General features: G+C 59.2%; 14 protein-coding genes. 11 read left to right on the top strand and 3 right to left on the bottom strand.

The window, feature by feature from the left end:
* Positions 1-10: 10 nt before the first annotated feature.
* The 7 genes from ACIOWE_RS09980 (at position 11) to ACIOWE_RS10010 (ending at position 7,532) form a co-directional block, all read left to right on the top strand.
* Positions 11-880, top strand: coding sequence for an SDR family oxidoreductase (locus ACIOWE_RS09980; protein ID WP_401390438.1), 870 nt, complete (start codon positions 11-13; stop codon positions 878-880).
* Between the two features lie 3 nt (positions 881-883).
* A complete protein-coding gene (gene atuC, locus ACIOWE_RS09985) occupies positions 884-2,500 on the top strand; it encodes a geranyl-CoA carboxylase subunit beta (RefSeq protein ID WP_401390441.1) in 1,617 nt (538 codons plus the stop codon).
* Between the two features lie 30 nt (positions 2,501-2,530).
* Positions 2,531-3,688, top strand: coding sequence for a citronellyl-CoA dehydrogenase (gene atuD / locus ACIOWE_RS09990; protein WP_201237387.1), 1,158 nt, complete (start codon positions 2,531-2,533; stop codon positions 3,686-3,688).
* Positions 3,685-4,482, top strand: a complete 798-nt coding sequence (locus tag ACIOWE_RS09995) for an enoyl-CoA hydratase/isomerase family protein (protein WP_401390444.1) — start codon at positions 3,685-3,687, stop codon at positions 4,480-4,482. Before atuD ends, ACIOWE_RS09995 begins: the two co-directional genes overlap by 4 nt.
* A 119-nt stretch (positions 4,483-4,601) precedes the next feature.
* Positions 4,602-6,563 (top strand): acetyl-CoA carboxylase biotin carboxylase subunit, encoded by a 1,962-nt coding sequence (locus tag ACIOWE_RS10000; protein ID WP_401390447.1) that lies wholly within the window; start codon positions 4,602-4,604, stop codon positions 6,561-6,563.
* A 70-nt stretch (positions 6,564-6,633) separates the two neighbouring features.
* Positions 6,634-7,176, top strand: a complete 543-nt coding sequence (locus tag ACIOWE_RS10005; RefSeq protein WP_201237384.1) for an exonuclease domain-containing protein — start codon at positions 6,634-6,636, stop codon at positions 7,174-7,176.
* A gap of 71 nt (positions 7,177-7,247) precedes the next feature.
* Positions 7,248-7,532, top strand: a complete 285-nt coding sequence (locus ACIOWE_RS10010; RefSeq protein ID WP_201237383.1) for a pyrimidine/purine nucleoside phosphorylase — start codon at positions 7,248-7,250, stop codon at positions 7,530-7,532.
* Between the two features lie 71 nt (positions 7,533-7,603).
* Here ACIOWE_RS10010 and ACIOWE_RS10015 read toward each other — a convergent pair whose 3' ends face one another.
* The gene (locus ACIOWE_RS10015) at positions 7,604-8,410 is read right to left on the bottom strand and encodes an MOSC domain-containing protein (RefSeq protein ID WP_401390450.1); all 807 of its coding nucleotides are present in this window, start codon (positions 8,408-8,410) and stop codon (positions 7,604-7,606) included.
* Between the two features lie 210 nt (positions 8,411-8,620).
* On the bottom strand, positions 8,621-9,556 hold the full coding sequence (locus ACIOWE_RS10020; RefSeq protein WP_003226705.1) for a chemotaxis protein CheV: 936 nt from the start codon (positions 9,554-9,556) through the stop codon (positions 8,621-8,623).
* Positions 9,557-10,009: 453 nt separating this feature from the next.
* Here ACIOWE_RS10020 and ACIOWE_RS10025 point away from each other — a divergent pair, with 453 nt between their 5' ends.
* The 3 genes from ACIOWE_RS10025 to ACIOWE_RS10035 all read left to right on the top strand — a co-directional run bounded on the left by ACIOWE_RS10025 (position 10,010) and on the right by ACIOWE_RS10035 (position 12,514).
* Positions 10,010-10,483, top strand: a complete 474-nt coding sequence (locus ACIOWE_RS10025) for a hypothetical protein (protein ID WP_201237381.1) — start codon at positions 10,010-10,012, stop codon at positions 10,481-10,483.
* 481 nt (positions 10,484-10,964) lie between these two features.
* Entirely contained in the window at positions 10,965-11,858 is an 894-nt protein-coding gene (locus ACIOWE_RS10030; RefSeq protein ID WP_401390544.1) for a sensor histidine kinase, read from the top strand.
* Positions 11,855-12,514 carry a response regulator gene (locus ACIOWE_RS10035; protein WP_401390453.1) on the top strand — a complete coding sequence of 220 codons (660 nt, stop codon included), beginning with the start codon at positions 11,855-11,857 and terminating at the stop codon, positions 12,512-12,514. Before ACIOWE_RS10030 ends, ACIOWE_RS10035 begins: the two co-directional genes overlap by 4 nt.
* Here ACIOWE_RS10035 and yegS read toward each other — a convergent pair.
* Complete coding sequence (yegS, locus tag ACIOWE_RS10040) at positions 12,498-13,415, bottom strand: lipid kinase YegS (RefSeq protein WP_401390456.1); 918 nt, start codon at positions 13,413-13,415, stop codon at positions 12,498-12,500. The two genes, ACIOWE_RS10035 and yegS, sit on opposite strands and share 17 nt — an antisense overlap.
* A gap of 315 nt (positions 13,416-13,730) precedes the next feature.
* On the opposite strand from yegS, the gene ACIOWE_RS10045 reads away from it, so the two are divergent.
* Positions 13,731-14,039: a hypothetical protein gene (locus ACIOWE_RS10045; RefSeq protein ID WP_401390547.1), complete on the top strand. Its 309-nt coding sequence runs from the start codon at positions 13,731-13,733 to the stop codon at positions 14,037-14,039.
* Positions 14,040-14,051: the final 12 nt, after the last annotated feature.

Below are 14,051 nucleotides of genomic sequence, written 5' to 3' on the forward strand. Positions count from 1 at the left end.
GATTGTTTGCATGGCTTACGCGTCGATATTCAAAGCTGATCTGTTCAGCGGTCAGACCATCATTGTCACCGGGGGCGGCAGTGGCATCGGGCGCTGCACCGCCCATGAACTCGCCGCACTCGGCGCCAATGTGCTGCTGGTCGGGCGCAAACCGGAAAAGTTGCAAGCGGTCGCCGCCGAGATCGCCGAGGACGGTGGACGTGCGCACTGGAAAGCTTGCGATATCCGCGATGAAGAAGCGGTGAAGCAACTGGTCAGCGAATTGATCGGCGAACACGGGCCGATTCACGGACTGGTCAACAATGCCGGCGGTCAGTACCCATCGCCATTGGCGTCGATCAATCAGAAAGGTTTCGAAACCGTGCTGCGCACCAATCTGGTGGGCGGTTTCCTGATGGCGCGGGAAGTGTTCAACCAGTCGATGAGCAAGCATGGCGGCAATATCGTCAACATGCTCGCCGACATGTGGGGCGGCATGCCCGGCATGGGCCACTCGGGCGCGGCGCGCTCGGGCATGGACAACTTCACCAAAACGGCAGCGTTCGAGTGGGGTTATGCCGGGGTGCGAGTCAACGCCGTGGCGCCAGGCTGGATCGCTTCCAGTGGCATGGACACTTACGAGGGCGCGTTCAAAGCGGTGATCCCGACTCTGCGCGAGCATGTGCCCCTCAAGCGCATCGGCACCGAATCGGAAGTCAGCGCGGCGATTGTCTTTCTGCTCAGTCCGGCGGCGGCGTTCATCAGTGGCAGCACCTTGAAAATCGACGGCGCGGCCAGCCTCGGCAGCCGTGCGTGGCCGTTGCACAAGGCGACCCACAGCGAATCCTTCAACGGCTTTCACCGCGCCTACCTTCCCGAAGTATTGAAGGATAAGGAGTAAGTCATGGCGCAGATCCAGTCCCAACTCGATCCGCACAGCGAGGCGTTCGCTCGCAACCGTGCGGCGATGCTCACGGCCATCGAGCATGTGCAGCAACTCGAACAGAACCTGCTGAACAAGGCTGCCGAAGCCAAAGCGAAATTCGACCAGCGCGGGCAGCTGCTGCCGCGTGAACGCCTGAACCTGTTGCTCGACCCCGGCGCGCCGTTTCTCGAACTGGCCAGCCTCGCCGGTTACAAACTCCACGATGACAAGGATGGCAGCGCGGCCGGTGGCGGATTGATTGCCGGCATCGGTTACGTGTCCGGCGTACGCGCCATGGTCGTGGCCAACAACAGTGCGATCAAGGGCGGCACGATTTCGCCCAGCGGTCTGAAAAAATCCCTGCGCCTGCAACAGATCGCCCAAGAGAACAAATTGCCGGTCATCACCCTCGCCGAAAGCGGCGGCGCCAACCTCAACTATGCAGCGGAGATTTTCGTTGAAGGTGCGCGCAGCTTTGCCAATCAGGCGCGGATGTCGGCGATGGGTTTGCCGCAGATCACCGTGGTGCATGGCTCGGCTACGGCAGGCGGTGCCTATCAGCCGGGGCTTTCCGATTACGTGGTGGTGGTGCGCGGCAAGGCCAAGCTGTTTCTCGCCGGCCCGCCGTTGCTCAAAGCCGCGACGGGCGAAGTCGCCACCGATGAGGAATTGGGCGGCGCCGAGATGCACGCACAGGTTGCCGGAACCGCCGAATACCTTGCCGAGAATGACGCCGACGGCGTGCGCACGGTGCGCGAGATCCTGCACATGCTGCCGTGGAATGAACAACTGCCGTGGCTGCCGGAACCGCAATACAAAGAGCCGCTCTACCCTATCGAGGAACTGCTGGGGCTCATCCCGGACGATCCGAAAAAGCCCTACGACGTGCGCGAAATCATTGCGCGTATTGCCGATGAATCGGAGTTTCTCGAATTCAAGGGCGAGTTCGATCAGCAGACCATTTGCGGTCAATTGAAGATTCAGGGTCGCGCCTGCGGCTTCATCGGCAACAACGGACCGATCACGCCCAATGGCGCGAGCAAGGCTGCGCAGTTCATTCAACTGTGTGACCAGAGCCAGACGCCGCTGCTGTTCTTCCACAACACCACGGGCTTCATGGTTGGCACCGAATCGGAGCAGCAAGGGGTGATCAAACACGGCTCGAAACTGATTCAAGCGGTGGCCAATGCGCGAGTGCCCAAGCTGACCATCGTCGTCGGTGGTTCCTATGGTGCCGGCAACTACGCCATGTGCGGGCGCGGTCTCGATCCACGCTTCATCTTCGCCTGGCCCAACAGCCGCACTGCCGTGATGGGTGGGGCGCAGGCCGGCAAAGTGCTGCGCATCGTCACCGAAGCCAAGCAGCTCAAGGACGGCCTCGTGCCTGACCCGAAAATGCTCGACATGCTCGAGCAGGTCACCGCACAGAAACTCGACAGTCAGTCCACCGCGCTCTACGGCAGCGCCAATCTATGGGACGACGGGCTGATTGATCCGCGCGACACGCGCACCCTGCTCGGCTATCTGCTGGATATCTGCCACGAAGCCGACATTCGTGCATTGCAACCCAACAGCTTCGGCGTCAGCCGGTTCTGACCGCCACGGACCTTACGGAGAACAATAAAAATGATCTTCACCCCGGAACACGAAGCACTGCGCCGCACCGTCCGCCAATTCGTCGAACACGAGATCAACCCACACGTTGAGGAATGGGAAAAGGCCGGACGCTTTCCGATCCACGAGATTTTCCGCAAGGCTGGCGAGCTGGGTCTGCTGGGGATTTCCAAACCGGAAAAATTCGGCGGCATGGGCCTCGACTACAGCTACTCGATCGTCGCCGCCGAAGAATTCGGCACCATCCACTGCGGCGGGATTCCGATGTCGATTGGCGTGCAGACCGACATGTGCACCCCGGCGCTGGCGCGTTTCGGCTCCGATGAGCTGCGCGAAGAATTCCTCCGTCCGGCGATCACCGGCGAGCAGGTTGGCTGTATCGGCGTCTCCGAAGTCGGCGCAGGCTCGGACGTCGCCGGGCTGAAAACCACCGCACGCAAGGACGGCGACGACTACGTGATCAACGGCAGCAAGATGTGGATCACCAACTCGCCAAGCGCGGACTTCATCTGCCTGCTGGCCAACACTTCCGACGACAAGCCACACATCAACAAGTCGCTGATCATGGTGCCGATGAACACGCCCGGCATCAGCCTCAGCTCGCATCTGGACAAACTCGGCATGCGCAGTTCGGAAACCGCTCAGGTGTTTTTCGACAACGTGCGCGTGCCGCAGCGCAATCGCATCGGCCATGAAGGCGCGGGTTTCATGATGCAGATGCTGCAGTTCCAGGAAGAACGCCTGTTCGGCGCGGCGAACATGATCAAGGGCCTGGAATACTGCGTCGACAGCACCATCGAGTACTGCAAGGAGCGCAAAACCTTCGGCAACGCACTGATCGACAATCAGGTGATCCACTTTCGCCTCGCCGAATTGCAGACCGAAATCGAATGCCTGCGGGCACTGGTCTATCAGGCCACCGAGCAGTATGTGAAAGGTCAGGACGTCACCCGCCTGGCGTCGATGGCCAAGCTCAAGGCCGGGCGTCTGGGCCGTGAGGTCAGCGACAGTTGCCTGCAGTATTGGGGCGGGATGGGCTTCATGTGGGACAACCCGGTGGCCCGCGCCTATCGTGATGTGCGGCTGGTGTCGATTGGCGGCGGCGCCGACGAAATCATGCTGGGGATCATCTGCAAACTGATGGGCATCCTGCCGGGGAAAAAGAAATGAGCGACCTGCCGGAATGCCAGACGCTGTTGCTCGAACGGCATGGCGGCGTGCTGCATATCACCCTCAATCGCCCAGAAAGCCGCAATGCGATGAGCCTGCAGATGGTCGCTGAATTGCGCGCCGTACTGGCCGCCGTTCACGATGACCGCGCCGTGCGCGCATTGGTGCTCAGCGGCAGTGGCGGGCATTTCTGCGCCGGTGGCGACATCAAGGACATGGCCAGCGCCCGCGCCCAGGGTGCCGAGGCTTATCGCGATTTGAACCGCTCGTTCGGCGCGCTTCTGGAAGAGGCACAGCACGCGCCGCAAGTGCTGATCTGCCTGTTGCAGGGAGCGGTGATGGGCGGCGGCTTTGGTCTGGCCTGCGTCAGCGATATCGCGATTGCCGATCACAAGGCGCAATTCGGTCTGCCGGAAACCAGTCTCGGCCTGTTGCCGGCGCAGATCGCGCCGTTTGTTGTGCAGCGTATCGGCCTGACCGAGGCGCGCCGACTGGCGTTGACCGCCGCACGTTTCGACGGCCATCAGGCGCGGCGGCTGGGGCTGGTGCATTTTGTCGAGCAGGATGCGCAGGCGTTGGCCGAGCGGCTGGATGAAGTGCTGCAACATGTCTTGTGCTGCGCGCCGGAGGCGAATGCGCTGACCAAGCAATTGTTGCTCGCCAGTGCCGGGCAGCCGTCGAGTGAGTTGCTCGATGAGGCGGCGCAATTGTTCAGCGAAGCAGTGACCGGCACCGAGGGAGTCGAGGGAACCCTGGCGTTCATGCAAAAACGTAAACCCGGGTGGGCCCTTTAAAGGCATCGCGAGCAGGCTCACTCCTACAAGGGGATTTGCGTCATTTACAAAACCTGTAGGAGTGAGCCTGCTCGCGATGAGGCCAACACATTCACCGCCACAATTTCAGGAACAAGACCATGCCCGCCATCCACAAAATCCTGATCGCCAACCGCGGTGAAATCGCCTGCCGCATCCAGCGCACCGCCCAGGCTTTGGGCTACCGCACCGTCGCTGTTTTCAGCGACGCCGATGCCGATGCGCTGCACGTACAAATGGCCGATCAAGCCGTGCACATCGGCGCCGCGCCCGTGCAGCAGTCCTACCTGAGCATCCCGAATATCCTTGACGCCGCCCGCCGCAGCGGCGCCGATGCGATCCACCCCGGCTACGGCTTTCTTTCGGAAAACGCCGAATTCGCTCGTGCCTGCGAACAGGCCGGCCTGACCTTCATCGGCCCGAGCCCCGCCGCCATCGAACTGATGGGCAGCAAACGCCTGTCGAAAATCGCCATGCTCGACGCCGGTGTGCCCTGCATCGCGGGCTACCAAGGCGCAGCACAGGACGACGCAACGTTGCTGCGCGAAGCCGAACGCATCGGTTATCCGCTGATGATCAAGGCCAGCGCCGGGGGCGGCGGTCGCGGCATGCGTCTGGTGCACAGCACGGCTGAACTGCCAGCGCAGTTGCGCACCGCACGTTCTGAAGCACTGAATGGATTTGGCAGCGACGAACTGATCCTTGAACAGGCACTGATTGACCCGCGCCATGTCGAGGTGCAGCTGTTTGGCGACCACCACGGCAACCTGATCTACCTCGGCGAACGTGACTGCTCGATCCAGCGCCGCCATCAGAAAGTCATCGAAGAAGCGCCCTGCCCGGTGATGACTGCCGAGTTGCGTCAAACCATGGGTGATGCCGCGCTCAAGGCCGGGCGTGCGGTGAATTACGTCGGCGCCGGTACCGTGGAATTTCTGCTTGATGCGCGCGGGCAGTTCTACTTTCTGGAGATGAATACCCGCCTGCAAGTGGAGCATCCGGTAACCGAGTTGATCACCGGGCTCGATCTGGTCGCGTGGCAATTGTCGGTTGCCGAGGGCCGGCCTTTGCCGCTGACCCAGGAGCAAGTCCAGCTCAATGGTCATGCCATGGAGGTGCGACTCTATGCTGAAGATCCGGCACAGGGCTTTCTGCCACAGACCGGCCGTATCGAGGCTTGGGAACCGGCGTTCGGGCACGGTGCACGCATCGATCATGGCCTGTGCGAAGGCCAATCGATCAGCCCGTTTTATGACCCGATGCTCGGCAAACTGATCGCCCATGGCGCCACCCGTGAAGAGGCGCGGCGCAAACTGCTGCGTGCGGTGCAAGACACGGTATTGCTCGGTGTGCAAAGCAATCAGCGACTCCTCGACAGACTGCTGCAACACCCGCAGTTCGTCAGCGGCGAATTCAGCACCGGGTTCATCGCGCAGCATTTCAGCGATCACCCGTGCCTGCACAGCTACACGCCGAGCGTCGAAGAACTGGCGATCGCCGCGACGCTGTTTTATCTGGCCTCCGCGCAACAACATCGCGCACCGTTAAGCCATTGGCGCAACAACGCCAGCATGCCGCTGCACTATCGGCTTGGCCTTGATGAGCAAAACTGGAGTGTGCAACTGCTCAAATGCCCGGGCGATGTAATTCAGGTACAAATCGCCGAGCGCACGCTCCAGTTGAAGCTCGTCGATCACAGCGCCACTTCGGTAACGCTGGAAATTGACAACCTGCGCCAACGTCACGCCTATCGCCTCAATGCCGGACACCTCTGGCTGTTTACCCATCCCGGCAGCGTGCGCCTGGAGGATCGAACTCATGCCGTGATCGGCAGTCAGACCAGCGTCAGCTCCGGCACCTTGAAGGCGCCGATGGACGGCGCCATCGTCGACGTACTGGTCAGCGAAGGCAGTCCGGTCAGCAAAGGTCAGTTGCTGGTGGTGCTGGAGGCAATGAAAATGGAGCACCCGCTCAAGGCCGGCATCGACGGCGTACTCAAGCGGGTGCAGGTCAAGGTCGGCGATCAGGTAAAAAATCGTCAGGTTCTGTTGCAGGTCGAGTAGTCATCCAGGCGCAAACGCAGGGTTTGACTACGCTCTGAATAATCAGGACGCGGAAATCAGGAACCCTGCGATGCCACACTGGCTGGTCATTGATCTGGAAGCCACTACCGACGAGGGTGGCTGGCCGGTCACGGAAATGGAAATTATCGAGATCGGCGCCACGCTGGTCGATCGTGCAGGTCGCGAGCAGGATCACTTTCAACGCTTCGTCAAACCGACACGGCGACCGTTGCTGACGCCTTTCTGCCGTGATTTGACCCACATTACCCAGGCCAATATCGATACGGCGCAGCCCTTGACCGAGGTCTGGCCGGCATTCGAGCGCTGGCTCGCCCAGCATCAGACACGCCTCGAAGGCTGGGCCAGTTGGGGCGACTATGACCGCAAGCAGTTGCTTCAGGAATGGCAGCGGCTGCAACTCGACAGCGCACTGAGTCGAGTGCCACACATGAACCTCAAGCAACGTTTCGCCAAGGCCCGGCGCCTGGAGCGGCCGCTGGGGCTCAACGGCGCGCTGCAACTGGCGGGCATGCAGTTCAGCGGTCAACAACATCGAGCGCTGGAGGATGCGCGCAATACCGCGCGGTTGCTGCCGCTGGTTCTGCCGCTTTAGGGGCGTGACGGCGCCAAAAGCCTTGTGCATACTGGCCGCCTCACTTTTTAGCCCTTTTCGAGGAATCGCCCATGTTTAAAGTCAACGAGTACTTCGACGGCACCGTCAAGTCGATCGCCTTTGGCACGCCTGAAGGTCCGGCGACCATCGGCGTCATGGCCCCGGGCGAATACGAATTCGGCACCAGCCAGCGTGAAATCATGCACGTGGTCTCCGGCGCCCTGACCGTCAAACTGCCGGACAGCAGCGATTGGGAAACCTTCGCCGCCGGCAGCCAGTTCAACGTGCCGGCCAACAGCAAGTTTCAGTTGAAAGTCGCCGTCGACACCGCTTACCTGTGCGAGTACCGCGGCTAAACCCACGGATTTTATCGCAGCAAAAAAATGCCCGTGTCCAACGACACTGGCATTTTTTGTTTGAGTGACGGCTACTCGAGAATTTCCACGGGCATGCCGACCTCAAGACGACCGTTGCGGTCATTCACCAGATTCTGCCCAAACATCGCCCCGTCAGCCTGGGCGCGCGTTTTCTGCAACGTCGCCAGCGGTTCGCGATCCACACTGCGCTCACCGGTTTGCGGATCGATGGTGGTGAGAATGCAGCGTGAGCACGACTTGACCACGCGGAACTCGACATCGCCAATGCGGATGCGCTTCCAGCCATCCTCGGCGTAGGCCTCGCTGCCCTCGATGACCAGATTCGGCCGGAAGCGCAGCATCTCCAGCGGACGGCCGACCTTTTGCGAAAGGTCCTGCAGCGACGCCTCGCCGATCAGCAGCAAAGGAAAACCGTCGGCAAATGCCACCTGGTCGTCATCCTTGCCGTAGCCAGCCTGAGTGGTCCGCGCACGATCCAGCGGCACTTGCACCAGACGGGTCGGTTTACCGATGAAGTCGCTGACCCAACGGGCCGCTTCATCGCCGGCATCAGGGACACGCAAGGTGTCACGCCAAATCGTCACACCACGCAGATCGGCGTCGTCGCCCGGCAAGGCGATTTCAATCGAGGCCTGCTCGGGCGCACTCAGGGTCAAACCGCCCTGAGCATTCCATAGCGCCGATAACTGGCTCATTTTCGCTTCGGCACGCTGGGTCAAAAAGCGGCCACTGGCCTCATCCACCAGCATCCAGCGTCGATCGCCCTCAAGCCCCAGCTTGTCCAGGCCGATCCCTTGCAGAATCTCGCCTTTGCCGGATTTCAACGGGTAACGATAAAGCGCGCTCAGACGCAGCATGGCCAGCTCCCTGACGGACAAAAACGCCACCCTATACGAGCTTTATCGGCGAATCAAAGGCTGAATGAATCCATTAGAAAATGAGCCCTGTGGCGAGGGGATTTATCCCCGATGGGTTGCGGAGCAGCCCCTCTTTCGATTTCAAGAAAGGGACATTCCGTAGCGCATCGGCGATAAATCCCCTCACCACAGGGTCATTTGCAGCAGGTATCAGGCCGGCACTTCGTCGAGCATCAGGCGCTGACGCACCACGTCGACCAGTTTGTCCGGCTGGAATTTGGAGAGGAAGTTGTCGCAACCGACCTTTTTCACCATCGAGTCGTTGAAGCTGCCGGACAACGAAGTGTGCAACACCACGTACAGACCACGCAGACGCGGGTCGTTACGGATTTCGGTGGTCAAGCGGTAGCCGTCCATTTCCGGCATTTCCGCGTCGGTGAACACCATCAGCAGTTTGTCGGTCATGTTCACGCCAGTGTCAGCCCAGGCCTTGAGCATGTTCAGTGCCTTCAGGCCATCGCTGGCGATGTGCATTTTCACGCCGAGCTGGCCGAGGGTGTCACGCAATTGCGACAGCGCCACATTGGAGTCATCCACCAACAGCACTTCGCGGCCACGGGCGCGCTCCAGCACCGGGTCATCCAGCTTGTCGCGCGAGACCTTGGCGTTGTACGGGACGATTTCGGCGAGGACTTTCTCGACGTCGATGATTTCCACCAATTGATCGTCGACTTTGCTGATGGCCGTCAGATAGTGCTGGCGGCCCGCGCTGGTCGGCGGCGGCAGAATGGCTTCCCAGTTCATGTTGACAATGCGGTCTACGCCGCCGACGAGGAATGCCTGCACCGAACGGTTGTATTCAGTGACGATGATGGTGCTGTTCGGACCCGGCACCAGCGGACGCATGCCGATCGCCTGGGACAGATCGATCACCGGCAAGGTCTGCCCGCGCAAGTTGACCACACCGCAGACAAATGGGTGACGCTGAGGCATCAGGGTCAACTTCGGCAGTTGCAGCACTTCCTGAACCTTGAACACGTTGATCGCGAACAATTGGCGTCCGGCCAGGCGGAACATGAGAATTTCCAGGCGATTCTCACCCACCAGTTGCGTGCGTTGGTCTACCGTGTCGAGAATGCCGGCCATCAATGACTCCTGGGCTTGTTCTGATGAATTCACTAGAAAGGGTTATCGGCTGCGCGTAGCGAATCTTGATCCCCGCAAAGTTCGAGATCAAAATGCCATATCCGGGCATTGATGTCACATTAACATCATGCTTTACTGGCCCCGTGATTTTCATCTGCTACAGTCTTTGCGGCGCGACCTCGGTTTGCACTGTAGGTTCCCGCGTCTAAGGGATTCCCCTAGTAACAATCAGGCCCAACCTGATATTCGCAATATCCAATAGCCATTAATGTGACGCCATTCTCATTGCATGAACGGAGTCAGGCTATTGTGTGCGATCGCAGTTCAGCGGAACCAAACCCACTGCACCCCCTCAGCCTGTGCACTTGCACGTCTGGGCGCGATCTTCCGTCGATCCATGATCGTCGCCACACACGGCATTCCCTCATCAGACATGACGTTGTGGAGATAAGCATGCCAATCGACCGTAAAGAGTGGGCGCAACGCTTCCCCGAATTTCTTGTCGAGGCTGAAACGCTCCTGGCGAAGTCCGAAGAATGCCTCAGCCATCTGCAGTTGATCAGTAACGACAGGGACGCCATCGACTGCATGCTCAGCACCCTCCTCAAGCTTGCAAGCCGCGCTGAAGCCCTGGCGCTGGAGGCGATTTCCGAGTTCTCCCTGCACATTTATGGCTTGCTCAACCTGGCACAAGACCACGTCGACCTGCACGAGCAGGCCCTGGATGCCTTGAAGGACTGCTTCACACTGATGGCCTGGCAACTTGAACTGGTTGATCAGAGCACCGGACAACTGAGCCTGGACGATAGCGAACAAACCTCACTGATCGAAGCATTCGCCTTTCAGGTCGGTCAGCCTCAGTTTCAGCCGGCCCTTACAATCAAACGTTTGCCACTGCTGTCTTATCCCTCGGAACGGCAGGCCTGAGCCGGCACGTATCGAGGGTCGCGAAACATCAGCACTGCCTGTCGCAATTGAATAATTCATACCTGCCAGCGACAAGTCGAATTAAATAATCACACCTGACAGCAACGGAATTTTCCAGCCGGGCTCAGGGTTTGCCTGTGTCCAAAGATTACAACTTCAGGCGATCTCGATATCTGTCGAACACAATAAATCGACTTTTTTCCATTATGGAACTCACGTCCAATATGGCGTAATTCCTGACCCATTGGACATATATAGCAAACGCGACCAACGGTATCTTAAGTGGTATTATGCCGCCCACTAATTGCTCTCAACTTAATGGCACAGTGATTTCAGAGATAAGCATCCGTTGAAGTTGGCGGTCGAATACATTCACTGAACCACGTTGAAACCAATAACATAATTGACAGCATTTTCAGACAGAGACTCGCCTGCCACCGGCCGGTCTACCCGCAGCGAACATCCATTGGCTCCATCCGTTATGTACGCCAGCCTCAAGTCAATCACTACATGGCCACCCTCCCGGGAAAACGCACGCCGGTTCACACTCATACTGTGTGTCGCGGCAACGCTCGGCAGCCTGCTGACCTATGGTTTTTCCACGCAACTTTGCCTGGGATTGCTACTGCTGAACATCGCGGCCACCGCCTGCGTCTGGGTGCAATATCGGTTGTCACGCAAATCGATCAAGTTTCAGCCACAGGAACTCGCTGACCGTTTGCTGGAAGTCCAGGAAAACGAGCGCCATCGGCTCAGCCGCGAGTTACACGACGATATCGGCCAATTGCTTACAGCCGCCAAACTGCAGAGCGACTGGCTCAAGCGGCGCATGCCGGAAGATCTGCAGGAACACTGCACGGCGCTGTGCGACATCCTTGAAGAAACGCTCAACAAGGTGCGCGACGTTTCCGCCATTCTCAATCCACGCCAGCTGACCAGCCTGGGTCTTGAAGCCAGCCTGCGTGCGCATCTGCTCAAGACATTGACCAATACCAGCGTGCACTGGAGCCTCGATTGCCAGCAGCGCCTCAACGGCCTCCCGGAAGAAATGGCGGTCGCCGCCTTTCGTATTACCCAGGAGGCCGTTACCAATATCCTGCGTCACGCGCAGGCGAAGAATCTGTTGATACGCGTGCAACGCCTGCCGAAGGGCCTGACATTGCTCATCAGCGATGACGGGCAGGGATTTGCCCCGGCCGCCAATCCGGGTCGCGAAGGACAACGGGGCATGGCCGGGATGGCCGAACGAATCGAACAATTGGGCGGCACCCTGAGCGTCATCAGCGAGCCGGGCAAAGGCACACAAATCGAAGCACTTTTCCCCTGGGCGCCCCGTGCACTCGAGCGGGCCAGTACGAATAAGGTTCTGCGTTGACTTGTAACTTACTTCTGGTGGATGACCACTCGCTGATCAGGGCCGGCGTGCGCGCTCTGGTGCTGGATATTCCCGGTTACGCGGTGATTGGCGAGGCCAGTGACGGCTCGCAGCTGCTCGAAATGGTCGAGCAACTGAACCCCGACATCGTGCTGCTGGATATTTCCATGAAAGAAACCGGCGGCCTCGAAGCCCTGCAACGGCTCAAGCGAGTGCGTCCGCAGAGCAAGGTGCTGATCCTGTCGATGCACACGGACCCGGCGTTGATCATGCAGGCGCTGGAGTCCGGCGCTCACGGGTATCTGCTCAAGGACACCACGGCCACCGAACTCGAACACGCGCTGGAAGCCCTGCGTAACAACGAGCGCTACCTGAGCCCTGCCATCGCCCATACGGTGATCAACCAGGCATTGACGCGTAATCAGAAGCAGCAGCCGGAAATCGCCGACTCGCACAATCTGACCGCCCGCCAGCTGGAAATCCTGCGCTTGATCGTGCGCGGGAAATCCACCCGGGAAATCGCCAACGGCCTGGGCTTGAGCATCAAGACCGTCGAGACCCACCGCTCGCAGATCATGAAACGTCTACAGATCTACGATGTGGCGGGCCTGGTGCTGTTCGCCGTGCGTGAACAGATCATCAGCCTGGACGATTGACAGCCGATTTGACGCTCAATAATGGCGAGTCCTGCGGCAAGTGGATCTGCAACGCCGCCGGCCTCGCCTCGAACCGCATGCTGTCGCCTTCCAGCGGTTCACCATCAAGGTTGATATAAAGGCCCTCGGCGACTTTGATTTCGACCCAAGGCAAACGGGTCCGGACAAACATGTTGTCGATGCCAAAACCATCACTCAGCAGATTCTTCAATGTGCCGACCAGCTCCTGAGGCGCCGGCAAGATACTGATATCCAGCAAGCCGTCATCAGCCAGTGCCTGCGGACACAAAACATGCCCGCCGCCGGCCTGACGGCCATTACCGATCCCCAACGCCAGCAGTTCACCGCTCCAGTGGAAATCGGGCCCTTGCAACTCGCCATAAGCGGCATGCAGCTCGCTGAATCGGGACAGACCGGTAAACAGATAGGCCGCACCGCCCAATACTTTTTTCAGATCCTCTGACGTATTGGCCGTGACCTGACTGCCGAAACCGCCGGTGGCCATGTTGAGGAAAATCTGCCCGCCCACCTCCCCCAAATCAATGTCACACGCAGGTACGTCCAAAAGCTCGAGCGCTGCTGCCGGTTCCAGTGGTACTCCCGCCGCGCGGGAAAAATCGTTGGCGGTTCCCAACGGCAAAAGCACCAGACTGGCTTTCCCCGGATGCGCCGCGAGGGCTTCGGCGATATCGCGCAAAGTACCGTCGCCGCCGCCGGCAATAATCTTCGTGTAGCCCTCCTTCAGCGCTTGCTCAACCCAACGCTGAGCATCTCCCGCCTCCCAGGTCAGGCGCACCGCCAGCTCCCAGCCTTGCTTGCGTTTGTCCTCGACCGCAGTGCGAACCGCCTCGTTCGCGGCCTGCTTGCCATGCAGAATCAATAGCGCCCGGCGCTCATTCATAGCGTCACTCCCTGAATTGAATCGGTTGAGTCATCTTGACCACTGCAGCACGCAAAAAAGCCGCAAAAAATGACAATTAATTCAAGCTTCCAATCGAGGCGTCCTACACGCCGGTATTTTTTCTTACAAAACATGCGGAATCGGCTCAATTGACCTCGCTCGACCATTGGGTCACCGTGCGCTGGCGATATCAAACATCAACCGAACACCACAAGGACGTGCAAGTAATGAGTGGATACACCCCGAAGGCTTTTAAAAGTTCAAAAGATGGAACAGGTCGCCAACGAATTTCGGAAAATGCCGGTGGGTACTTCCATGCAAAGCCATGAAGCCAGAATGCCAGTGAGTCCGGTTGCCCCTCTCGCCGATAATCGTGCGAATCACAAATCCGAATTCAAGAACAGCGCCAAGACCACTGGAGAAGTTGATATGGAACCTCGTGTCATCGAATTGGAGGCTCACCTCAAATACATTCGAAGAGACATGGATGAAGTTCGAGGTGACGTCAAGACGATCAAACACCGCCTCGCCTATTCGGCGGGTGCAACAGCGGTAGTGCTGGTTTTGCTGGGTTGGGTAGCCAATAGCCGATTCGACCAGCTGGTAACACTGATCAGCAACTGATCGAATGAAACG

Source organism: Pseudomonas sp. NPDC087598 (assembly GCF_044743525.1).
GTDB lineage: Bacteria > Pseudomonadota > Gammaproteobacteria > Pseudomonadales > Pseudomonadaceae > Aquipseudomonas.